Genomic DNA, 22,494 nt, shown 5'->3' with positions numbered 1-22,494 from the left:
CGGGCCCGCCGGAGCTTTTACGCTCCGGCGGGCCCGGCCGCTTGAATGCCCCGAGGAAGGTGTCGTTTCCTCAACTCGCCCCGCTCAGGCCCCGATGAGCACCTCGCCCGACCCGCCGCCGCCGAGCCCGCGACCGGGCGCGGCGACGTCCTTCGGCGATCGCCCGCAGAAGACATGCATGTGTGGCGAGGCCCGGGGTAATCGCGGGTCGTCGGCCCACAGGGGGCGAGTGAGGGGCCGATCTATCTGGGAGGGCATGAGAATGACGGCATTGACGGCTGACAAGGTCGACGCGGGTATAGCTGGGCTGCCGGAGATCACGGACCCGCAGAAAGTGGCACCGAAGGATGCCAGAGAGCTTTCACGGCAGTTCTTCGACCAACTGGCGGTCCTCGAGGAAGGCACCGCCGACTACCAGTACGTGCGCAACACGCTGATCGAGATGAACATGTCTCTCGTCCGCTACGCGGCCGGCCGCTTCCGCAGCCGCGGCGAACAGGAGATGGAGGACATCGTCCAGGTCGGCATGATCGGTCTGATCAAGGCCATCGACCGGTTCGAGCTCACGCGCGAAGTCGAGTTCACCTCCTTCGCCGTCCCCTACATCGTCGGGGAGATGAAGCGCTTCTTCCGCGACACCAGTTGGGCCGTGCACGTGCCGCGGCGCCTTCAGGAGGCTCGCGTACAGCTGGCCAAGGCCACCGAGGAGCTGCGCAGCCGCCTGGGCCGCACGCCCACGGTCAAGGAGCTCTCCGAGCTGATGTGCCTGCCGGAGGAGGAGGTCATCGAGGCCCGGCTCGCGGCCAACGGTTACAACTCCGCCTCCCTGGACGCCGCCATCAGCGGCAACGAGGACGGCGAGACCGCGCTCGCGGACTTCATCGGGACCCAGGACGCCTCCCTGGAACTGGTGGAGGACTTCCACGCGCTCGCGCCCATGATCGCCGAGCTCGACGAGCGGGACCGGCAGATCATCCACATGCGGTTCGTCGAGGAACTGACCCAGTCCCAGATCGGTGAGCGGCTCGGGGTGTCGCAGATGCACGTCTCGCGCCTGCTCTCCCGCACGCTGGCCCACCTGCGTGAGGGCATGCTCACCACGCAGTGAGCCCGCCGGCCGACTTCGGTCGAGACGCCGACCGGCTCAGGTCGGAAGCAAGCAGCGGCGCCCTTGGAGCGCCGCGGGAGCCCGCCACCGTATGCCGGTGGCGGGCTCCCCGCTGTCATGTCACCCCGCCCCACGCTCCGCCACACACGGGCCCGGTGGTGAGGCGCGCGAGAACGTACGTGCACACCCGAACGCCGACACCGCGCCTGCGGGTCCCTCCGTCCGGGGCCCAGGGGCGACCTGAGCGTGCCGGCTTCCGGCCGGGCGAAGAAGGGGACCCACGACGGGCCGGCGTCACGACGCCTCCCGGTCGGCGCCGGTCTCACCTCGCAGCTGCTGCCGCATCGACGCCCAGCCCGCCGACGGGCGCCCCGACCAGTTCGACCAGTACGGGTGGTGCAGGACCTGGGCATGGAGCCGGACCAGATCACGCCGCAGCCGAGCGGTCCGGTCGGAAGGCGGGCCGGCCAGAGCGCGGTAGGTGCGGACGTAGGCCAGATGCAGTTCGACCAGGTCGGGCGGGAAGGATCGGCGCGTCATACGCACCATTAGAGCATGTGTTCGATTTTTGATGCAGGGGGGAGATGCTCCCGGCGTGGCGGGCCTCTGGAGCGGGCCGGCGAGTCGGTACGTCGGCGGGGGGGCTCCGCAGTGGGCGAGCCAGTGCGTGAACCCCGCCCACCACGCAGCGGCGGGCCCGCCATGCGTCGGCGCCCGGGTGCCCTCGGCCGCGGGGCGGCCCGACAAGTCGGTTGAGTCGTCGGCGTGCGTCGGACAGAGTCCAGGGCATGGAGTTCTTCTGCTTCCACCGCGACCGTCCCGACTCCGGCGCGCTGCGTGACAGGCTGCTGGAAACGCACTGGTCCTACATGGACCGGTACGCGGCGGAGATGATCGCCCGTGGCCCCACCCTCACCGACGACGGCGCCGCCGCGACCGGCAGTGTGCACATCGTGGACCTTCCGGACACCGCCGCCGCCCGGGCGTTCGCCTTCGACGAGCCCAACTACCAGGCGGGCGTGTACCGGGACGTCCTGCTGTTCCGGTGGCGCAACGTACTGGGGCGCACGATGTGGGACTTCCCCGGCGGTCGGACCGGCGGCAACCGGTACTTGGTGCTCGGCCTCGGCTCCGGGCACGACGCCGCCGACCTCGGCCTTCCCCCCGACCCGGCCGAGCTGATCGCGTACGGGCCGCTGTTGTCCGACTCGGGCGACGTCTGGCTGGGTACGGCCGCACTCGTCCGGGCATCCGACCCGGCCACCGCGCGCTCCGTCCTGACCGCCGAACGGTACGCCGACATCGAGGTGCACCCGTGGCAGTTCGGCGGGCGACGGTGACCCTCATGAGACGGGGTGACCTCAATGAGGCCGGGAGACGCCGACGGGCTGCCTGAGGCCGGCCGGGCGTGCGGCGAGGTGACCCGGTACGCACTCACGGCCCTGGTCGGCCTCGGGCACCCGGCGTTCAGAGGCGCGCGGTGTGCGGTGCGGAAGCCAGGCGGCGGTAGAGCGCGTCGGAGGCGAGCAGTTGGGCGTGGGTCCCCGCGGCGCGGACCCGGCCGGAGTCCAGCACGAGGATGTGGTCCGCCGTGGTGACCGTCGACAGGCGGTGGGCGATCACCAGGACCGTCGTCGTGCGGCTGACCTCCGCGAGGGTCTCGTGCAGCGCGGCCTCATTGGCCGCGTCGAGCTGCGACGTCGCCTCGTCCAGGAGCAGCAGTCCCGGCCGGCGGAGCAGCGCGCGGGCGACGGCCACGCGCTGGCGTTCACCGCCCGACAGGGTTCCTCCGCGGTGACCGATGGGCGTGTCGAGGCCGTACGGCAGGCGTGCCACCAGAGTCTCCAGCCGCGTCCGGCGCAGGATCCCCGCGAGGTCCGAGTCACCCGCGTCGGGCGCGCTGAGCAGGAGGTTCTCCCGCAGGGTGCCGGACAGGATCGGGGCATCCTGCTCGACGTACCCGATGAGCGCCCGCAACTCCGCCAGCGGCCGTTCCCCGATGTCCTCACCGTCGACGAGGATGCGCCCGCCGTCGGGGCGGTGGAACCGCTCGATGAGAGAGAAGACGGTGGTCTTGCCCGCCCCCGACGGCCCCACCAGGGCGGTGGTCGCGCGTGCCGGCACACTGAAGCTCAACTCCCGGTGCACAGGCGGGCTTTCGGGCCCGTAGGCGAAGGTCACGCGCTCGAAGGCGAGCCGGACCGGCTGGTGGTTCGCCGGGCCGGCACCGGGGGGCGGTGACGTCGGTCCGACCGGTTCGGTCTCCATGTCGTAGACCTCGCCGATGCGGACGGCGGCGGCACTGCCGGCCTGGAACAGACCGAGCGCTTCGACCAGTTGGCCGATCCGGGGTGCCAGGGCGAACACGTACAGGAGGAAGGCGACCAGGGTCGACACGGTGATGGCTCCGGTCGCCACGCGCGCTCCTCCGACGCCGAGAACGACGAGGAACGACAGTTGCACCGCGACCGTCGAGGCGGTGGCCGACAGTGCCTGCCACCAGGCCGCCCGGGTGCCGGCCGCCCGGGCGTGCTCGGCCGCCTCGTGCAGCCTCGCGGTCTCCCGTGCCTCCGCGCCCGAGGCCTTGACGGTCCGCAGAGCGCCCAGGGTGCGTTCCAGTTGGGTCGCCATGTGCCCCACCGCTTCCTGCGCCTGCCGTGACGCATGGGCGATGCGGGGCGCCACCGCGGCGACCGCGACACCGATCACGGCGATGGTGGCCAGGGTGATCCCCAGCAGCAACGGGTCGAGAAGCGCCATCAGTACGAGCGTGGCCACCATGACCAGGAATCCGCTGCCCGCGGAGGCGAGCGAGCGGGTGGCGACCTGACGCAGGAGCGTGGTGTCCGAGGTGACCCGCGAGATGAGCTGACCGGGGTCGGTGCGGTTGAACTCGGTCACGCACAGGCGCAGCAGGCGCTCGGACAGCCGCCGGCGGGCCGTGCAGGCCACCGACTCGGCCGTGCGCTCCAGTACGTAGTGGCCCAGCGCCGCGACGACCGCGCCGGCCACGACCAGCGCGCTGAGCAGCGTGAGGGTCCCGAGCGCCGGGCGACCCCGGTCGAGTGCCTCCACCATCTGCTTGGCCACCATCGGCTGGGCCAGCGCCAGCACACTGCCGACGAGGGACAGCAGACTCCCCGCGACGATCCCGGTGCGGTGGGGCCGCAGATGGGCGGTGAGCCTCCACGGACGCGCGGACGCGTCCGCCACCCGTCCGTCCACGTCCTCGGTACGTCCGGGGGCGTCCTCGATGCGCCCGGGGGCGCACTGGGTGCCTCCGGACACGTCCTCGGTACGCCCGGAAGGGGTCTCGGCACCTACGGGCACCTCCTCGGTACGCCCAGGGCATTCGGGTCGGGGTCGCGGCGGGGGCTGAGATGCGGCGGCCACCCCGTTCAGTCCACCGTGAAGAACCGCTGGAAGTAGTCGGCCGGCGCGCCCTCGCCGACGAGCACGCCCTCCGCCTCCACCCACGCGTGCGCGGCGAACGGCGGATGGGTGCGCACGCCGACGCACCACGTCGGCCACTGACCGCGTGTGCGGCAGAGCAGCACCGTGGCCAACGACCGTGCCAGGCAGCCCTGTTGACCTCCGGCGGCGAGGCTCACGGCGAGTACGGTCGCGCGCGCCCGGGCGGCCTCCTCCAGTGTCGCGGGCCGCGCTCCTCGACGCAGCCGTACGAGTACCGCGCGGATGCGGACCGGCGGCTGCCTGGCCAGCAGGTGCGCGAGGACGACGGCCAGCCGGGTCATGAGCCGCGGGCCGGGCGGGACGGAACGGGGGTCGTGCGGAACGACCTGCGAGGTGGACACGTATGCCTTCCCTCCGGGGGACACGGACGTGGACCAGGAGCCTTATGGACAAGGGGACTTGGAGACATCGGGGCCGACTGCGCGAGGGCCCCGGCAGCCGGTGTCGGGGCCGACTGAGCGAGCGCCCCCGCGGCCGGCACAACCGCGAGCACCGGAGGCCGATCCCGTGGAGGCGACGGCCTCCGGCGTCCGACGCCCGTCAGGCGCCCAGGAGTTGGGCCGTGCGGAGCTCGTCCAGGATGCGGTCGATGTCCTCCTCGACCTGCTCGGCGCTCACGGCGTACTTCTCGGTGAGCGCCGACACCGCCTGCTCCCTGGTCGTGCCGTCGAGCAGCGTGCGGACGATCAGGGCCGCGGTCGGGTTGAGGGTGAAGTACTCCCCGCTGGACTGGTCGAGCAGTGCCATGCCGTACTCCGTGTCGGCGGCCACCACTCCGGGGCGCAGGGTCATCGTCATGCCGTAGGACCTCCTGTGTCGGTTTCCGCGGCCCGCACCGGGCCGTGGAGGCTTCCATGCGCGCGGCCGCCGTCCCACGGGCGCCCGTGGTGACCGGGGCGCCCGGCGTCGGCCGGGCCGGTGTCGTCGCCGGAGCGCGGGGTCCGGCCCGGGCGCCGGCTCTCGCGTGAGCGCAGCCACACCTCGCAGCCGACCGTCGGATGCAGGAGCGCGCTCTCCAGGTCGGCCGCGAGTGGCCGCAGGCACCAGTCGCGCAGCGCGTCGACGTCCACGAGTCCCAGCCGGTCGAGCCGCGAGTCCTCCCAGAGAGCGAGCAACGAGGCGCGGTGGCGGCGCAGCCCGGTCTCCTCCTCGAACGCGGCGTGCGCCTTGGTGGTGCGGTGACGGCTGATCTCGGGGACGACCCCACGCATGGCCTCCTCGATGAGCGGCTTGTAGCGCCAGGGCGTGACCCGTTCCTCCGGCCGGACGGCGAGTGCGGCTTCCACGAGCGCGTCGTCGTAGTAGGGCGAGGCGAAGGCGGTGCCGAGGGGTTCGGACATCTGGTCGACGTGCCGCGAGAAGCGGGCGAGGGTGCGCAGGGTGGCGAGTTCGCGGTGTCCGCCGTGCCCGGTGTCCAGCGCCTCCGCGGTCCCGGCCTGTTCGAGGACCAGGTCGCGGACGGCGTCCACCGCTCGTGCGGTGGCCCAGGGCGGCAGCCTCGGCGGGATGCCCCAGTCGAACATGGGCACCGACATGTCGGGCTGCGGAGAGGTGAGGTCCCGCGCCACCAGCCGCAGCCAACTGCCGTACGAACGCCGGTCGAGCAGCTGCCGCAGTGCCGCGCGCCGGGACCAGCGGTGCTTCGAGGCGAAGCCGCGGGTGTGCCGCCAGGCCGTGCGCGGATGGCGGGTGAGGAGACCGTGGACCTGTGCGGAGGCGCCGCTGAACAACTCGTCGCCGCCCATCCCGCTCAGATGCAGGGGGGAACCGTTCCGGGCGGCCTGCTCGACGATGTACATGCGCCGGTGCCGGTTGACCGTGTACAGCGAGGGTGTGTCCAGGGTGTCGTCGAGGGTGTCCACGCCGTCGAAGGTCAGGGGTACGGACCGGGCGGGCACCACATGGTGTTCGACTCCCCCGAGTGCCTCGACCGTGCGCCGCGCATAGGTGACGTCGTCGCCGAGGACGTCGTGGACCGCGGCGGTGTACGCGACGAGTTTCACGTCCGCCCGTACGGCGGTGCTGACCACCGCGGTGGAGTCGACACCGCCGAGGTCGGCACTGACCGGGCCGCGGCCTCCGGTCCTCGCCGCCACGGCGGCCGCCAGCCGGTCGCGGACCAGCCGGGCGCCCTCCGTCAGCGGCAGTTCGGGTGGGGGCGGGGACCAGCACCGGCCGGTCCGGGCGCGCCCGTCGCGGTCGAGCTGGAGACGCCGGTCACCGGGCAGGACTTCGACGCCGTGCCAGACGCTCTGGGCGGTCAGGGGATGCAGGATGCCGGGGCTGAGGAGCTGGACGGCCAGCCGGCGTTCGTCCAGGTCCGCGCCGACGAGGTCGGCGAGGACGTCGGCGCGGTCGGAGGCGAGGTGGGCACCGGACGCGCGCGTCGCGGCGAAGAAGACGGTGCGTACCCCTGTGACGGTGCCGCGGATGAGGACCTGCCCGTCGAGGCTCGCGAGCAGGTGGTGACTGCCGGGCCATCGGGCGGCCGTGCGCTCGACGGCCGCCGCCGAGCCGGTACGCGCGGCGCGTTCCGCTTCCTCGGCCGTCACGGCGTGCTGCCCGATCACGGCGACACGGCTGCCGCCGCACCGCGCTGTCGTCACCGTCTGCGGGGACCAGCGGCCGACCAGCCAGGGCCGGCCGGAGGCGTGCGGGATCTCGTGCGGCGCGCAGGAACGCAGCCGTGCCGCGTGACCGGCGACGGCCCCGGTGTCCGGGAGGACGACGAACCAGCTGGACGTGGTGGGAAATGACGTGCCGGTCGCCATGGGCTGGCCCTTCCGCTCGATGCGTGTCCGCGCTGTACGGCGAGTCACTTGCGTGTCGGCGCTGTACGGGCGAGCCGATGCGGTCCGCCCGTACAGGCGAGTCGATGCATGTCCGCGCTCTACGGGAGTCGATGCGCGTCCGCCCTGTACGGGCGAGGTCGACGCGTGTCCGCCCCCGAGCCGATGCGCGTCCGCGCTCCAACGGGCGAGCGTGGGCGGCACCAGGCCGCCCACGCTCATGACCGTCGCCTCCGCCCTCGCCACCCGCTCACGCCGGTGACAGGGAGGAGGCGCGGCCGGTTGGATCAGAGCAGGCTGTGGCCGCCCAGCAGGTCGGGGCTGCCCTTGCCGGCCAGGCCGGTCGTCTTGTGGAAGCTGCCGGCCTTGATGAGGGTGGGACGCTCGTACGCCATCGTCGTATCCCTTCGTCGGTGAATTCGGCACTGATTCCTTTGAACGCAGCACCGTTTTCCGCGAATCGACGGGCCGTCTTTTCCGATCGGCCGGTCGATACAAGGCACAAAGCTAGACGTGGTTTTCGCTCGCCACAACGGCGCGAGCGAGCCGGCCGGAGCACACCGGAGTCGGCGCATGCTTCCGGCCGCTCTTCGTGCTGCACGCGCACCCGGCGTCCGCCGTCATGTATGAGGAATTGAGGGGTAGAGGCATTCGCCCTTACCGGATCAGGCGCCTAATTTCGGTCATATGAGCGAGAGAAAGAATGAGCGGAACCGCAGGTACCGGGAGGATGGAGCGGGAACGCGCGGGATTTCCCCTGGCGAGAGGCGGTCACTCGTCACCGCTGTCCGGATTGCGGCTTGGCGCGCTTCTTGCTTCTCCCGAGATCCCTCCACGATGACGATGGGATTCTCCTCCGGTCACTCACATCACAGCTCTGCAATGGAATAACACATTCCCCCATCGAGGGCCGGCGAATACCCCATCGTTCCCGCCACAGGTTGTCCGAGGCAAACATATTTCGACCGCCCGGCCGAGCCGCCTTCGCCTGAACCCCAGGGAATGCGGTCCCGGCACCCAGAATTTCTCACTCCGTCACGTGCACGGCCGGGCAGCTCGGCCGCGAACACAAGGCATCTGCGGGCACCAACCGCGACCGTTGCCCGGTTTCCTGGAATGGGCGGGCGTCTTCCGTGGGCAATTCCGAAAATCCGTACGCGAGTTCGTAGCTCACGTACGCGAGTTGAAATGCACGCACACGGGTTCGTACCGCACGTGCGCAAGTCGGACCGCGGGTACGTGAGGTCGCCACGCACAGACACGAGTTCGAAGCTCTACAGTTCCTCAAGTCCGGCTTAGGACGGGGTCGGTGCCGGGCATTGCCCCTTCAACGGCCGAACGGACAGAGAACGGGGTGGGGGACGTGGCTTACGTGATGATCGTCGGGTTCGCGCTCGTCGTGGTGCTGATCTCGGCGGTGCGGGGAGCCGGCAAGCCGTCGTCGAAGCGGCGGCGTGGCGGTTCGTGGCAGGGTGACGGTGGCGGTTTCGGCTGCGGGGGCGGAGCGTCGTGCGGCGGCGGCTCGTCCTGCGGGGGCGGCGGGGGCGACTGACTCACTGCCGGCCCCGCCGGCAGCGGGAGTTGGTGGAGCGGTCCGCCACCACGGCGGGCTCCCCGGGCACGCGCCCACCGCGACGTCACGCGCGTTCAGCCCCATGCGAGGGGCGCACAGCTTGAGGTCATGAGCCCTGTACGCGCCCCCGCGGGCGTGGGCAGAATGCGCCACGTCGGCGCCATTCGGCCGGAATCCCGCCGCCCCCGACTCCCCAGGAAAGAAGGTCGGTTGTCGTGCAGTTGCGTCTGCCCACGTCCGTGTCCGAAGCGCAGGGGTACCTGACCGAGGGAGCAGTGCCGGTAGGCGGGGCCACGTTGGTGTGGGCGACCTGGCAGCGGGACGGCTTCCCCGAACAGGCGATGTCCCTGCGCAGCCTGCCGGAGGCCAACGTGGTCGCAGGTGACGCGCTGGGCGGGGCGGTGCTGCTGCACCGCGTCGACGACCGCGTGCCCGAGGTGCTGCGCCTGGCCGCCGCCTCGGTCGGGACCGGAGCGGTCCGCCGCACGGCCACCGTCGGCGGCAACATCGTCGGCAGCACCCTGCGCTGCCTGCTCCCGGCCGCCCTCGTCCTGGACGCCCGCGCGCGCGTGCTGACGCCGGACGGGGTGTACGAGACCGACCTGGCCGAACTGGTCGCGAAGCGGCCCCTGTTGCTGAGCCTCCACTGGCGCGAGCCGGCGGCCGGCGCGTACCTCAAGCTGGAGGGCGACGCGGGCGGCCCGCCGCCTCTGGTCGTCGCCGCCGCGGTGCACACCGACGCCGACGGGAGCCACCGCATACGCGTCGCCGTCCGGGACGGCTACGAGGTGCTCGCCGACAGCGCCGTGTACGACCCCGGCACCGAGGCGGAGCAGGTCGTGCAGGCCCTGACCCGTACGGACGTCGGCGCGCTGCACCCCATGGCCTGGGACGTGGTCCGCCGGCACGTCACCGACCTCCTGGAGCGGCCCCCGGCCCGCTGAGCCCACGGCCTCTCGGCACGCCGTGGCCGGCCTGGACGCGGCACGCTGCGACCGGCCTGGAACGCGGCACCTGCGCTCAGCCCGAACTCGGCACGCTGCGCTCAGCCTGAGGCTGGGCACGCGCTGCGGGGCTTCGACCAGATCTTCGGCGTGAGGACAGCTCCCGTGCTCAGCGCGGGGAGAAAGGACCCCGCCCGTCCCGGCGAGGACTCAGACCTTCCACGCCCGCAACTGTTCGGCGACGGGCAGGATGCCGAGACGAGTGTCACGGATCTTGCGGACCAGGTCGGACAGGCCCCCGTAGGGCGGGTCGATGCCCTCGCCGGACTGGTCCATGTACTGGGCGGCGACGAACGCCGCGAAGAGGCTGTTGCGGTGCGGGAGCGGCTCCAGGCGCACGATCGTGTGCATCAGCGCGGCGGCCCGCCACGCGGCATCGGGGTCGGCGGCGGCGAGCGTCGGCAGCTTGGTCCGGTGCCGGGCGACGGCGGCCACGAGCGCGGAGTAGTCCGCGACGGACATGTCCTCGCTGAGCAGGGCGGTCTCCTGGACGTCGAGCAGCCAGGCGACGTCAACGTAGAAGTGCATCAGGCAGCCGCAGCGCCGTCACGTCGCTCGGAGGGCGGCACCTCGTCCGGGAACGCGTCGTCGAACTCGCCGCGCAGCCGCTCGGCCCACACGCCCGCGCCGTCCACGAACTGCTTGCGCTGCATCTCGCGCACCCCGAGGTCGTGGAGGTACTGCTTGAGGCTCTTGCCCGCGGCGGCGGCGGCGGCGCGGACCCCCTCGAGCTCCTCGTCGGTGAAGGACACGTTGAGCGATGGCATACAGCGATGGTACCTACTTGGTGCCAGTGAGCGGAACCCCGCCTGGGACGCCGGCATCGGGCGGGCGGAGCGCCGTCGCGACGCCCCGCCCGCCCGCGTGCCGTCAGCGGTGTCCGCCGTGCCGGTCCAGACGTGCCAGCACCGCTCCCGCCATGGCTTCCATGCCCGTCGCGTTCGGGTGCGCGGGGGCGGCGGGCGCCGCGGGGCGTAGGGGCTCGATCCAGCGGTCGGCGGGCGCCTTGCACATGTCGTGGCCCACGGTCGGCTTGTACGTGTCGACGTACTCCGCCCGGTTCAGCAGCGCCACCGTGCGCAGCATCAGGTTGAGCCGCTTGCCGGTGTCCCGCAAGTACGGGAAGTCCTTCGCCGCGAACGGGACCGACGGGTAGCAGCCGCTCCCGTCCTCCGGGAGGAGATCGGGGTAGCCGACGAGGACGACGCGGGCGTGCGGCGCCCTGGCGTGCACGGCGCGGAGCACGCGGGCCACCTTCGGCGCCGTCTCCAGGATGTTGAGCGTGAGCTGGTCGGTGCCGGACGAACCGTAGTACTGCTGACAGGGGTTGCCCGACAGGTCCTTCGAACTAAGGGCGGCACAGGTGCCGATGATGGAGCCGAAGCCCATGTCGTTGCCGCCGATCTGCACCGTCACCAGGTCGGTGTCGCGGCGTACGGCGTCCAGTTGAGGACCGTTGGTCCCCTGCGCCTTCCACATCTCGGCGGTCGTCGCGCCGCCGCAGCTGACGTCGGTGAAGGTGGCGACCTCGCGGGCGGCGGCGACGAGCGAGGGGTAATTGTGGTCCGAACGGGCACAGTTGGCGTCGACCTGACGCGGGATCAGCGGACCGGACGTGTACGAGTCGCCGAGCGCCACGTAGTCCGTACGATGCCCGGAGTGTCCCGCGCCGTCCGTGGCCGAGGCCGCGGGTGCGAAGCCGGCCACCAGGGCACAGCTGCTGAGAGCGGCCCCCAGTGCGACGGCGCGCCGCCGTCTCGGCACAGCGCCGCCCTCGCGCGATTCCTGATCCATCGTGCCCCTCCCCTGAAGCGGTGACCGTCCGCGGGACATGCCGGACTCCCGACGGAGCGCACGCGGGCATGCGCCACCGCGGTGACGTGGAGAACCGCTGTTCCGCGAGACCTACGTCGCTTGTATACCGGCAGGTAGGTTCCTGAGCCAGGTTTTGGACAACGTCGCCTCGGCCACGTCCGTCATTCCATCCGCCCGGCCCAGGGCGCCTCGGACGAAGGTCGCCGGTGGGGCACGAGTGAGCGGAGCCACCGAGCCGCACCGCATCGAGGTCCCGTCGCAGCCACCCGGCGCCCGGTCCCGCCCTCGGCGCGAATTCAACAGGCGCGCGAGTTGCCGGGTGACGCGGTCACCCTGGCGGGAAAGCCGCCACGCGAAGGGCGACGGCTTCCCGTCCGGCTGAGGGCTCTCACCAGCGAGAACTCGTCGGCGACGGCGATGTGCGCGGCTCGGCCGCAGCCTGTCCCCCACCCCCGGCACACGCTCCCGTTAATTCATCGGCATGGAAACGGGCGGGCGGGCGGCCGAGTGTGGAGCCAGGACACCGGGGTCTCCCGGACCGCCTCGACGAAGGAAGACCGACATGTCGTCCACGCGCGCCGACGCCGCCGGCCCCGCTCCGGCCGTACGGCACAACTTGATTCTGGTGGTCACGTGCCTGGCTCTCGGCACGGTGGTCGCCGCGATGGCATCACTGAACGTCGCTCTGCCCGACCTCGCCCGGGAAACACACGCGACCCAGACCCAGCTCTCCTGGATCATCGACTCGTACAGCCTCGTCTTCGCCTCCCTCCTGTTGCCCGCGGGCGCCCTCGGTGACCGCTTCGGCCGTCGGCGGGCGCTGCTCGCGGGGCTGGCCCTCTTCGGCGGGGGCTCGGCCGCCGCAGCGCTGACGACCGACCCCTCCCTGCTGATCGGTCTGCGCGCCGTCCTGGGCGCCGGGGCGGCGCTGGTCATGCCGGCCACCCTGTCCACGATCACCAGCACGTTCCCGCGGGCGCAGCGGGCCAGTGCGGTCAGTGTCTGGGCCGCCGTCGCCGGAGCGAGCGCCCTGGTGGGCCTGTTCGCCACCGGCGCGCTCCTGGAGGAATGGTCGTGGCGCTCGGTGTTCCTGCTGAACGTCGCCCTCGCACTGATCGCCCTCGTCGGGACGCTGCTCTTCGTGCCCGAGTCGGCCGAAGCCCGTCAGCCCCGTCTCGACATCGGTGGCGCGCTCCTCTCGGTGGCCGGTCTCGTCGCCCTCGTCTACTCCGTCATCGAGGCTCCGACCCGCGGCTGGGACAGTGCGGCGACGCTCGGCGGGATCGCCCTCGGCCTGGTCGTCCTGACGGGGTTCGTGCGCTTCGAACTGCGCCGGAAGCACCCGCTGCTGGACCCCCGGCTGTTCCGGAACCGCCACTTCACCGCGGGCTCGCTGTCGATCACCCTCCAGTTCTTCGTCTTCTTCGGGTTCATCTTCGTGATGATGCAGTACCTGCAACTGGTGCGCGGGGACAGTGCGCTCATGGCGGCGGTCGCGATGCTGCCGATGGCCGCCGGCATGATCCCGCTCGCCCGCGCCACCCCGCACCTGGTGGCACGGTTCGGTGTCCGGGGCCCCTGGACGGCCGGTCTGGTGGCCGTGGCGGGCGGGATGCTCGTCCTGTCGCGGCTGGACGCGTCCAGCTCGTACTGGCTCATCGCCGCGGGTCTCCTGCCCCTGGGCGCCGGGATGGGCCTGGCCATGACGCCCGCCACCACCTGCATCACGGACGCGCTGCCGAACGCCCTGCAGAACGTCGGGTCCGCCATGAACGACCTCTCGCGCGAACTCGGCGGAGCGCTCGGCATCGCCGTCCTCGGCAGCCTGCTCAGCGCGACCTACCGCGAGCAGCTGGACCTGCCCGGTCTGCCGCACCACGCGGCCGAGGCCGCCCGCTCCTCCCTCGCCGCCGCGCACGCCATGGGCGACCCCGTCGCCGGCCACGCCACGACGGCGTTCGTCGACGGCATGCACCTCGCCCTGCTGGGCGCCGCCGGGGCCGCCGCGCTCGCCGCCCTGGCCGTCACCCTCCTGCTGCGCTCCGCCGCCCACTCCACAACGTCCTACAGCGACGACAACTCCCCAGCCGATGCTGCGGGTTCACTTCCCGCCACGGCTCAGGAGCAGCACTCGTACCGGTGAGTCCGGCGACCGGCGTCTCCCTCGCTTGACGGGAGGCGCCGGTTCCGCGCTGCCGGGACCGGCCGACCTGACTTCCGCGGGGGGGGCGACAGTGGCGGAGGCACCGGGGGCATCGACGGTGGCCTGGGCACAGGTACCGAGGTCGTCGGGCTCAGCGCGGGCGGCGCGGAGCCGTCGGCGGGCGTGCCGGGCCGCGCAGGGCCAGCCGCACCTGCGGCGCCAGGTAGCGGACCGCCTCCTCCGGGCTCATCGAGGCGACCGGTTCGAGCCGCAGGAGGTAACGGGTGGTGATCAGGCCCGCGATCACGGTGGTGAAGGCACCGGCGTACTGCCGCGCGCTCCTCCCCGGCAGCAGGGCCGCGACCCGTTCGACGATCTCGCGCTCCACGGCTTCCTTGAGCAGCTCCCCGAACGCCTCGTCGCCCGCGGCACTCCTGAGCATGGCCAGCAGCGGCGGCCCGGAGACGGGATCGTCCCAGACGGTGACGACCTGCCGCACGACCCGTTCCGGCAAGGTGGCCAGGTCGCCCTCTTCGAGGAGCTCGGCGAGGACCTCGGCCGGGTTGGCGCCCAGCGCGAGGGCGGCCCCGAACAGCCCCTTCTTGGAACGGAAGTAGTAACTGATCAGCGCCAGGTCGACCTCCGCCTCCGCCGCCACGGACCGCAGGGTGACCGCGTGATAGCCCTCCTGGAGGAATCGTCGCCGGGCGACGGCCAGGATCGCGGCCCGGGTGTCGGAGCTCCCCGGCCTGCGGCCCCGCCGCGCTCCCCCCGTGTTCGTCACGGACGTCATTCTAGGAAGCCGCGGCCCGCGAGGGACCGAGGCACACGCTCCGGTACCGGGCCGGCGAGGGCGGAGAGGAGCGTGCCCCGGTACCGAGTGAGGGCGTCGCTCCCGGACGGGCGGTGACGGTGTCGGGCGCCCGTCCCGGACGGGCGGTGACCGTCGGCGGCGGGAGCGGGGTGCGCCGAAGCTCATGCGCTGTCGAGCAGCGCCGCCAGCGCCTCGGCCGTCGCCGGGTGGCGTGTGGCCAGCGCCGCCCCCGCCGGACCCTCGTCCGGTGTCTCCCAGGCCCCCTCGCAGCCCAGCAGCTCCGCCACGGCGTCGCACGTCGCCGGATGGGCGGCGAGGAGAGCGCAGCCGCCGCCCCGTGCCGCTTCGGCCGGAGGCAGGCCCGCCGCCGGTTCCGGCTGCGCCCGCCACGGCGGCACCCACGCGTCCAGCGCCGCGAGCCGGCCGGGGAACATCCGCCCGGCCTCACGGACGAGGAGCGGCGCCGACTCGGCACCGCCGGCCCGCAGCGTCGTGATCAGCGTCGGCAGCCACGGCAGGAGCACCGGGTCGGGCAGCCGCCCGAAGGCGTTCGACACCGCCTCCACCACGAAGTCGGCGAGTCCGGGGACAGGCTCCAGCGCGTGCACGAGTCCGCTCAGGTAGCGCGGATAGGCCGGCACCACCAAGGGGTTGCCCAGCAGCTCGTCGCACCTCGCCCTGAGGTCCGTGCGGGACAGCTGTCCGAGCTGCACCTGCGCCGCCCACAGCAGTGCCGTCTTCGACGGGTCCCGGGGATGCGACTGGGCCACCGCCAGCTCCAGTTGGGTCCGGTCGCAGCCCAGCGACAAAGCCAGCCCCTCCATGCTGAACAGGAAGCCCAGCATGGCCCCGACCTGGCGGACGGTGGCGTCCTCGTCGGTGAACGCCGTCGGCAGCAGGGTGCAGTAGTGCGCGTAACCCGCCTTGACGAAGGACTCGATCCACGACGGGAGCACCGGCCGGCTGGTCCGGTAGTACGCCAGCAACCGCCGCACCCGGCGCAGCACTTCGGGCGCTCCGTCGACGCCGCGCTCGGCGGACAGCACGTCCAGGGCCCGTGTGCCCAGTTCGTCGGCGAGGCGCTGGCTGCGCAGGTACAGCGTCGCGTCCTCGACCGCCTCCAGGACCGTCGCCGTGGTCGCCTGCGCGCTGTACGCGGTGCGGCGCAGCCGCTGTTCGAGGACCTGCTCGATGCTGACGCCCTCGTAGCCGAGTTCGATCAGCGCACGCTGGTGGGTGCCGAGCGCCAGGTCCCAGGACTCCTGGATGGGCCGCTCCCCCAGCCTCCGCTGCCCCATGATCGGGCGGGCGGCGCCCTGCGGCATCAGGTACCGCAGCATCCACAGCACGTCGGAGCAGCGCTCCAGCCCCGGTTCGGACGCGATGTCCAGCAACGCCCGCTGCACGCCGCGCTGCTGGAGTCCGAGGCCGAGCGGGGCGAGCCTGTCGTGCACGTCGCGGGCCAGGGGCGGCAGGGCGTCGTAGCCGACCTGGCCGACCCGGTCGCCGCCCATCATGATCTCCACGAGGCGGCGCACGTCGCGCCGGCCCGGCACGGAGTCCTTCTCGATGCAGGTGACCGCCGCGTCCTGGAAGTCGTACGGCGTCGGTTTGGCCCGGTCACGCATCCCGGCCAGCAGGATCGACGTCTCGAACACCGCGATGGCGTCGGCGGTGGAGGCGAGGTAGCCGTTGCGGCGGGCGGCCCGCACGATGTCCACCGACCAGCCGAGCAACTCGCTCTCGTCCAGGCGGTCAAGGACGGGCGGCCGCTGGAGGAAGCCGGTCAGCCTGTCCGAGGGCTCCGGCGCCGGCACGGGAGCGGTCGCCGCCACGGCCTTCCGCGGCTTCTTCGTGCCGGCCTGGCCCGCCAGCCGGTACGGCCGCACGCGCGTCCGCCGCAGGTTCTTCGCCCAGACCGTCGCCGCTATCGACACCGACCCGGCGGCCAGGCCGAACTGCGCCTCGATCGCCGCGTGGCTGGACGGGATCAGGCCGTACCGCCACTCGGTGGCGCTGCGCGGGCCGATGGCGAAGGTGTCGCTGCCGTGGACACCGAACTCGGCGACACGGCTGGCCGCGTGGTAGGCGCCGCAGACGTAGAGGCAGTCCTCCACGTCGGTGCCGGTGGCGGCCAGGTGTTCACGCATCCTGGTCCACATGAAGCGCTCGCGGTCCTCGTCGACGCGTACCCGGTGGGCGTCGCCCGGCGCCAGCCGCCGGAACAGGCTGCCGATCAGGAACATGACCTGGCGGTAGGTGTCGTGGTCGCTGTCGCCGAGCGGCAGCTCCACGTACTGGTGCCACCACTCCGACCAGTGCCGCACCTTGCCGTGCCGCAGCAGGTGCTCCTCCAGTGCGGCGAAGCGCGGACGCAGGTCGCCGATCTCCACGCCGACCGCGTCGCCGTGCAGCGCCGCCTCCTCGTCGGCAGGCGGTGCGTCCGGGTCGGCCGGCTCGCCCGCGTCGTCGGACGCGCGGGCGTCCCACTGAAAGACGTGGTCGGAGGAGCGGTCGACGAGGACCAGTTCGACGCCCGGTGTGTCCAGGGCGTAGGCGATCGCCTGGTACTCGGCCGAGGCCTCCGTCACGGGGGCGACCACCGACAGCGGCGACCACTCGGCCGGGAAGCCGTCGACCTCGCTGGCGAACGCCTGGACGGCCACCGGCAGCTTGCAGTTGCGCAGTTCCGTCAGCAGGGGCGCCATGTCCTCGCACAGCTCCAGGTACACGACCTTCGGCTGCTTCTCCCGCAGGCGCCGCGCCATCGCGATCGCCGAGGCGGGCGAGTGGTGGCAGACGGGGAAGATCTCCAGCGGTTCGCGCACCGCGCGGTCGACGTCGTCGACGATGCCGAGGAGGATGCCCTCCAGGGCGTCGGGCCCGTCGGCGAACGTCTGTGCCGCCTCGTGGAGTTGGCCCCGCAGCGCGGTGAACGTCTCCTCGTGGGCGCTCACGACAGCGTGGCGATCGCGTCGCGCCCGCCTTCGAGGAACTCGGGCCAGGAACCGCCCTCCTGCTTGCTGCGCGGCTCGACGACGCCGTGCAGGTACTTGTTGAGGATGGCGAGGTCCTCGGGCTCGCGCCGGGCCAGGGAGCCGACGAGCGAGGAGGCGAGCGTCCGGGCGGTCAGGGCCCGCTCGCCGAAGAAGTTGCTGTGCAGGATGGCGTCCTCCAGTACGCCGATCTGTTCGGCGGTGGACAGCGCGGACTCCAGTTTCTCGTCGTCGCTCCCGGCCGCGGCCGCCGAGGCGCGCAGGTCGGCGAAGCTCTGCAGCAGCACGTCGAGGAGTGTCGGCGGTACGTCCAGCTCCAGTTGGTGGCGGCGGAGCAGTTCCTCCGTGCGGAAGCGGACGATCTCCACCTCGCTCTTCTTGTTCGTGACCACGGGGATGCGGACGAAGTTGAAGCGGCGCTTGAGTGCCGAGGAGAGGTCGTTGACGCCCCGGTCGCGGCTGTTGGCGGTGGCGATGATCGAGAAGCCCGGCTTGGCGAAGACGATGCTGTCGCTGTCCAGTTCGGGCACCGAGATGTACTTCTCGGACAGGATCGAGATCAGCGCGTCCTGGACATCGCTGGTGGAGCGGGTGAGTTCCTCGAAGCGGCCGATCGCACCGGTCTCCATGGCGGTCATGATGGGCGAGGGGATCATCGACTCGCGTGACTGGCCCTTGGCGATGACCATGGACACGTTCCACGAGTACTTGATGTGGTCCTCGGTGGTGCCGGCCGTGCCCTGGACGACCAGGGTCGAGTTGCGGGAGATCGCGGCGGACAACAGCTCGGCCAGCCAGCTCTTGCCGGTGCCGGGGTCGCCGATGAGCAGCAGTCCGCGGTCGGAGGCGAGCGTGACGATGGACCGCTCGACGAAGCTGCGGTCGCCGAACCACTTGGGCGCGATCTCCCGGTCGAGGCCGTCGGAGCGCTCGGAGCCCAGGACGAACAGGCGGACCATCTTCGGGGACAGGCGCCAGGAGAAGGGCTTGGGGTTGTCGTCGACGGACTCCAGCCAGTCCAGCTCCTCGGCGTACTTGATCTCGGCGGGGGCGCGCAACAGGTCGGACATCTCGGGATCCGTTTCTAGGCGAGGAACGTCTTGAGTTCGTGGACGAGCTTGCGGATGTGGCCGGAGAGCACGGGCGTTCCGAGGTCCTTGAAGCGCTCCTTGAACCACGGGTTGACGCTGCCGCGGCCGGCGCTGGTGACCGAGCCGACGGGGATGAACTTGGCTCCCGAGCGGTGGACGGCGGCCATGCTCTGGAAGAGCGGCTCGCACTGCCACTCGTAGAAGTCGGAGATCCACACCACCGCGGTGTTGCGGGGTTCGGCGATCTTCGGCTGGGCCAGTGCCATGGCGACCGTGCCGTCGGTGCCGCCCCCGAGCTTGGTGCGCAGCAGCGTCTCGAAGGGGTCGTGCACCCAGGGCGTGAGGTCGAGCGCCTGCGTGTCGTAGGCGATCAGGTGGACGTCCACCTTCGGCAGCCCGGCGAAGATCGACGCGAGGATGGTGCAGTTCACCATCGAGTCGACCATCGAGCCGGACTGGTCCACGACGACGATGAGCCGCTGGGGTGTCGTCTTGCGGGCGGTGTGCCGGTAGTAGAGGCGGTCGACGTACAGCCGCTCCTCCTCCGGACTCCAGTTGGTGAGGTTCTTCCAGATGGTGCGGTCGAGGTCGAGGTTGCGGAACACCCGCTTGGGCGGGACGGAACGGTCCAGGGCGCCGGCCGTGGTCTTCTCGACCTGGGTGCGCAGCACCTCGGCGACCTCGTCGACGAAGCGGCGGATCAGCGCCTTGGCGTTGGCCAGCGCCACGCCGGAGAGGTTGCTCTTGTCCCTCAGCAGCTGCTCGATCAGCGACATGCTCGGGGTCAGCCGGGCGGCCAGCCTCGGGTCGGCCAGCACCTCGCGCAGCTTCATCCGCCGCACCAGGTCGGCCTCGATGCCGGCCAGTTCCGGACCGATCGCCGGGACGAGGCGGGTGAGGTCCGGTGTCGTACCCGCGTCGTGTGCGGCGTCCCGGCCCGCGCCTTCACCGGCGGCGTCCGCGCCCGCCCGGCCGCCGCGCAGTTCGCCGGGCCGGCAGCCGAGGGCGCGCTCCAGCCAGCCGGCGTCGGACTGCCAGCGCGCCAGCTGTTCCGCGGTGACCGCACCGGAGCCGGTGTCGAAGGTGTTGAGGAGCACCTTGGAGACCAGTGCCGCGCGTCGTACCTCGGCGGCCCGGTCGCGTCCGCCGTCGTCCGGCGCGGGGACCATCAGGGCGTCGAACTCGTCGGCCAGAGCGGGGTGGCGCTGCACGATCGCGTCGATGGAGGACTGGGGGTCGAGCAGGGCGGGAGGCAGGCCGAGGTCCTCGACGACGCCGAGGCCGGCCGACTCGAGCGTCGGCTGCTCCTCGGGGTCGAAGAGGCGGGCGAGGAGCAGCCAGTACAGGGCCTGGCGGCGGTTCTCGTCGGAGTCGGCCTCGGGGGCGGAGGCGGTGTCGGGACCGCTGTACTCGGTCATTTCCGCAGCAGCCTTCCCGCGCGCTCGCGCAGCACCGAGACGGCGTCGGTGGCGGCTTTCTCGGCCTTGACGGCGGCCTTGTCGGCGGTGCCGCCCGCCCAGGCCCCGGCGTGGACCGCCACCGCCTTCTTCCGCACGGTCGTCTCCACAACCAGGGGCTGGACGTGGAAGGCTCCCGCGTCCCAGCGGAGCAGTCCGACGCAGGCGCCGGACGTGGCGACGGCCTCGGGGGTGAGGGGCCCGGCGGTCGGGATGCGGTCGGTGTCCACGGGGAGCGGGTGTCCGGCGACGGTGAAGGTCAGCACGCCGTCCTCCCGCCGGCTCTCGTAGCCCTCCAGGAAGACGGGGACGGCGATCCCGGCCGGGTGCCGGTCCAGGGGCGCCGTCGCCGGGTCGGTGGCGGCGGGCAGGGCGACCCGGGCGGTGGCGAGGGCGTCGGCGGGCTCACCGGCGCGCGCGTGCCCGTCGCTCCACAGGAGGTCGCCCGCGTCGGTGGCCGGCATGTCGGTCAGCTCCATCGACCGGCCTTCGCTCACGGCGGCCAGCAGGGACATGTGGGGGCGCAGCAGCTGCCAGAGGCCGGCTCCGACGACCGTGTCGGGCTTCGGCGCCGACACGCCGGCGCGCACCAGGCGGGACGCGGAGCCGTCGGCGGGCTCGAACACCGCGTGGACCTGGGCCTGTACGGCGGTCGGGTGCTCCTGGAGGTCGATGCCCAGGGGCAGCAGACGGCCGGTGAGCGTGACGGTGGCCGGCACGTCGGCCGCGCCGGGCAGCGTCAGGAGCAGCGCACGCGACCACAGGTCGGCCCAGCGGCGGACCGGGACGCGTTCGAGGGAGGCACCCGGGCAGGACGCGGCGAGTTCCGCGGAGAAGCCGTCGAGCAGCGTCGCCAGGCGGCGCAGACCGGGGTCCGGCAGCATCGCGGAGACGATCTGCGCCGAGCCGGACACCAGCTCGTGGTCGATGCCCTGCCATCCGGCGCGCACCAGGTCGCAGAGCCAGGAGCGGGCGGCGGCGAGCACGTTGACCTCGCGGCGCTCGGCGGCCACCGGTGCCGGCGCCTCACCGCGGCTGCGGCCGGTCGCCTCGTCCACGCGGCTCACGAGGGCGTCGTGGACGGAGCCGAGCAGCGCCGTACGGGCGGCGGCGAGGGCGACGAAATGGTCCTCGCCCGCGGCTCCGGCGGCCGTCTTGTCGGCGGCCTCGCCGACGCGGGCGGCGAGCGGCGTCCCGGAGACGGCCCGGGCGAGCGCGGCCAGCCCGGCGGCCTGGGCGGGCTGGGGGCGGAGCAGGCCGGCGACCAGGACCCGGTCGAAGGAGTCGACGGCGGTGAGGGCTTCGTCGAGCTCGGTGTGGTTGCCGCTGTCGGCGAGCAGGTCGGCGCGCATCAGGCGGCCGTCCTGGTCGGCGGGAACCACTGCATCTCCGGCAACGGGGCGGTGCTGGCCGCCAGTTCCAGATAGGCGAGGTGGCGCAGGAACCGGCTGAAGACGGGCGCCGCGGCCTTGGTGTCGCCCTGTGCCGGGCCCGTGGCGGTCATGACCGCGGTGAGGACAGGCGCGCTCGGTTCCTGGTCGCCGGTGTCGACTCTCAGGTAGCGGGCGACGCGGGCGGCCCCGTACTGCAGGACCGCTTCGGTGACGAGGGCGCGGATGTGGTTGCAGAACGACCCTCGCGCGCCTCCGCACGGCCGGTTGTTGTTGGTGCTGCACGCGAAGGCGTAGGTGCCCGACGCGACCGACGAGACATAGACCCGCTCGATGTCGGATCCGCTGGACACCACACCCTGCACCCGTCCGTCGGCCAGTTCCACGAACGGGACCTTGGCGAGTTTGCGGGGCTGCGCGGGTGCTGTCACCCGTGCCGTGCTCGACCTCTCCCACTCCGACAACGCACCATCTCCAATGCACCAGGGAGCCTTCCGCCACACCGGCGGGGACACCACTGAACATAGACGCGACCACTGACAACGCGATCACGTCCGCGTCCGGCACGGGAGCCCGGAGCCTGAGCCCGCCCGTCTCGCCGAAACATCTCCTGGCGTGCGGAGTTCGGTACCTGGCGCCCGGCGCTCACCGCCGAGTGCTGGGTGCCGCATGGCGGGCACATCACGGGCGTGGTGCACGGCCGGAGCGCCGAAGTGCCCACGGGCTCGGCGCACGCCCGGAACACCGAAGCACCCACGGGCTCGGCGCACGCCCGGAACACCGAAGTGCCCGGGCCCAACTGGGCCCGGGCACTCGGTCGTCGGTGGCCCGCGTCGTCG

At 72.3% G+C, this 22,494-nt stretch carries 20 protein-coding genes; 5 read left to right on the top strand and 15 right to left on the bottom strand.

Features of this window, described 5'->3' with window-relative positions:
- The first annotated feature begins 262 nt into the window (after positions 1–262).
- Entirely contained in the window at positions 263–1,108 is an 846-nt protein-coding gene (locus tag ACWGIS_RS29350; RefSeq protein ID WP_453365479.1) for an RNA polymerase sigma factor SigF, read from the top strand.
- A 294-nt stretch (positions 1,109–1,402) separates the two neighbouring features.
- Here ACWGIS_RS29350 and ACWGIS_RS29345 read toward each other — a convergent pair whose 3' ends face one another.
- Positions 1,403–1,648 (bottom strand): hypothetical protein, encoded by a 246-nt coding sequence (locus ACWGIS_RS29345; RefSeq protein WP_453365478.1) that lies wholly within the window; start codon positions 1,646–1,648, stop codon positions 1,403–1,405.
- Between the two features lie 248 nt (positions 1,649–1,896).
- Here ACWGIS_RS29345 and ACWGIS_RS29340 point away from each other — a divergent pair, with 248 nt between their 5' ends.
- Positions 1,897–2,448, top strand: coding sequence for a YciI family protein (locus ACWGIS_RS29340; protein WP_453365477.1), 552 nt, complete (start codon positions 1,897–1,899; stop codon positions 2,446–2,448).
- Between the two features lie 127 nt (positions 2,449–2,575).
- Here ACWGIS_RS29340 and ACWGIS_RS29335 read toward each other — a convergent pair whose 3' ends face one another.
- The 5 genes from ACWGIS_RS29335 to ACWGIS_RS29315 form a co-directional block, all read right to left on the bottom strand.
- On the bottom strand, positions 2,576–4,333 hold the full coding sequence (locus ACWGIS_RS29335) for an ABC transporter ATP-binding protein (RefSeq protein WP_453365484.1): 1,758 nt from the start codon (positions 4,331–4,333) through the stop codon (positions 2,576–2,578).
- 173 nt (positions 4,334–4,506) lie between these two features.
- A complete protein-coding gene (locus ACWGIS_RS29330) occupies positions 4,507–4,923 on the bottom strand; it encodes a lasso peptide biosynthesis B2 protein (RefSeq protein WP_453365476.1) in 417 nt (138 codons plus the stop codon).
- Positions 4,924–5,122: 199 nt separating this feature from the next.
- On the bottom strand, positions 5,123–5,380 hold the full coding sequence (locus ACWGIS_RS29325) for a lasso peptide biosynthesis PqqD family chaperone (protein ID WP_453365475.1): 258 nt from the start codon (positions 5,378–5,380) through the stop codon (positions 5,123–5,125).
- The gene (locus ACWGIS_RS29320; protein ID WP_453365474.1) at positions 5,377–7,353 is read right to left on the bottom strand and encodes an asparagine synthase-related protein; all 1,977 of its coding nucleotides are present in this window, start codon (positions 7,351–7,353) and stop codon (positions 5,377–5,379) included. The genes ACWGIS_RS29325 and ACWGIS_RS29320 overlap by 4 nt, the downstream gene beginning before the upstream one ends.
- 305 nt (positions 7,354–7,658) lie before the next feature.
- A complete protein-coding gene (locus ACWGIS_RS29315) occupies positions 7,659–7,766 on the bottom strand; it encodes a keywimysin-related RiPP (protein WP_355787710.1) in 108 nt (35 codons plus the stop codon).
- Between the two features lie 968 nt (positions 7,767–8,734).
- Here ACWGIS_RS29315 and ACWGIS_RS29310 point away from each other — a divergent pair.
- Together ACWGIS_RS29310 and ACWGIS_RS29305 are read left to right on the top strand one after the other, a co-directional pair.
- Positions 8,735–8,923, top strand: coding sequence for a hypothetical protein (locus ACWGIS_RS29310; RefSeq protein WP_453365473.1), 189 nt, complete (start codon positions 8,735–8,737; stop codon positions 8,921–8,923).
- Between the two features lie 236 nt (positions 8,924–9,159).
- Positions 9,160–9,888, top strand: a complete 729-nt coding sequence (locus ACWGIS_RS29305; RefSeq protein ID WP_453365472.1) for an FAD binding domain-containing protein — start codon at positions 9,160–9,162, stop codon at positions 9,886–9,888.
- Between the two features lie 210 nt (positions 9,889–10,098).
- Here the strand turns inward: ACWGIS_RS29305 and ACWGIS_RS29300 are convergent, their stop codons facing one another.
- The 3 genes from ACWGIS_RS29300 to ACWGIS_RS29290 form a co-directional block, all read right to left on the bottom strand.
- Entirely contained in the window at positions 10,099–10,476 is a 378-nt protein-coding gene (locus tag ACWGIS_RS29300; RefSeq protein ID WP_453365471.1) for a toxin Doc, read from the bottom strand.
- Positions 10,476–10,715, bottom strand: coding sequence for a hypothetical protein (locus tag ACWGIS_RS29295; protein WP_183117239.1), 240 nt, complete (start codon positions 10,713–10,715; stop codon positions 10,476–10,478). Before ACWGIS_RS29295 ends, ACWGIS_RS29300 begins: the two co-directional genes overlap by 1 nt.
- Before the next feature lie 103 nt (positions 10,716–10,818).
- Positions 10,819–11,742: an SGNH/GDSL hydrolase family protein gene (locus ACWGIS_RS29290; RefSeq protein ID WP_453365470.1), complete on the bottom strand. Its 924-nt coding sequence runs from the start codon at positions 11,740–11,742 to the stop codon at positions 10,819–10,821.
- Positions 11,743–12,325: 583 nt separating this feature from the next.
- On the opposite strand from ACWGIS_RS29290, the gene ACWGIS_RS29285 reads away from it, so the two are divergent.
- Positions 12,326–13,906, top strand: coding sequence for an MFS transporter (locus ACWGIS_RS29285; RefSeq protein WP_453365469.1), 1,581 nt, complete (start codon positions 12,326–12,328; stop codon positions 13,904–13,906).
- A 151-nt stretch (positions 13,907–14,057) separates the two neighbouring features.
- On the opposite strand, the gene ACWGIS_RS29280 is transcribed toward ACWGIS_RS29285, so the two are convergent.
- The 6 genes from ACWGIS_RS29280 to ACWGIS_RS29255 form a co-directional block, all read right to left on the bottom strand.
- Positions 14,058–14,690 carry a TetR/AcrR family transcriptional regulator gene (locus ACWGIS_RS29280; protein ID WP_453365468.1) on the bottom strand — a complete coding sequence of 211 codons (633 nt, stop codon included), beginning with the start codon at positions 14,688–14,690 and terminating at the stop codon, positions 14,058–14,060.
- Between the two features lie 191 nt (positions 14,691–14,881).
- Positions 14,882–17,677: a hypothetical protein gene (locus ACWGIS_RS29275; protein WP_453365467.1), complete on the bottom strand. Its 2,796-nt coding sequence runs from the start codon at positions 17,675–17,677 to the stop codon at positions 14,882–14,884.
- Entirely contained in the window at positions 17,674–18,786 is a 1,113-nt protein-coding gene (locus ACWGIS_RS29270; protein WP_453365466.1) for an ATP-binding protein, read from the bottom strand. Before ACWGIS_RS29270 ends, ACWGIS_RS29275 begins: the two co-directional genes overlap by 4 nt.
- Before the next feature lie 14 nt (positions 18,787–18,800).
- On the bottom strand, positions 18,801–20,225 hold the full coding sequence (locus ACWGIS_RS29265) for a vWA domain-containing protein (RefSeq protein WP_453365465.1): 1,425 nt from the start codon (positions 20,223–20,225) through the stop codon (positions 18,801–18,803).
- Complete coding sequence (locus tag ACWGIS_RS29260) at positions 20,222–21,616, bottom strand: hypothetical protein (RefSeq protein WP_453365483.1); 1,395 nt, start codon at positions 21,614–21,616, stop codon at positions 20,222–20,224. The genes ACWGIS_RS29265 and ACWGIS_RS29260 overlap by 4 nt, the downstream gene beginning before the upstream one ends.
- A complete protein-coding gene (locus ACWGIS_RS29255) occupies positions 21,616–22,134 on the bottom strand; it encodes a hypothetical protein (protein ID WP_453365482.1) in 519 nt (172 codons plus the stop codon). The genes ACWGIS_RS29260 and ACWGIS_RS29255 overlap by 1 nt, the downstream gene beginning before the upstream one ends.
- Positions 22,135–22,494 lie beyond the last annotated feature (360 nt).

This window comes from Streptomyces sp. NPDC054842 (genome assembly GCF_053611025.1).
This window is presented reverse-complemented; position numbering and strand designations above follow the sequence as displayed.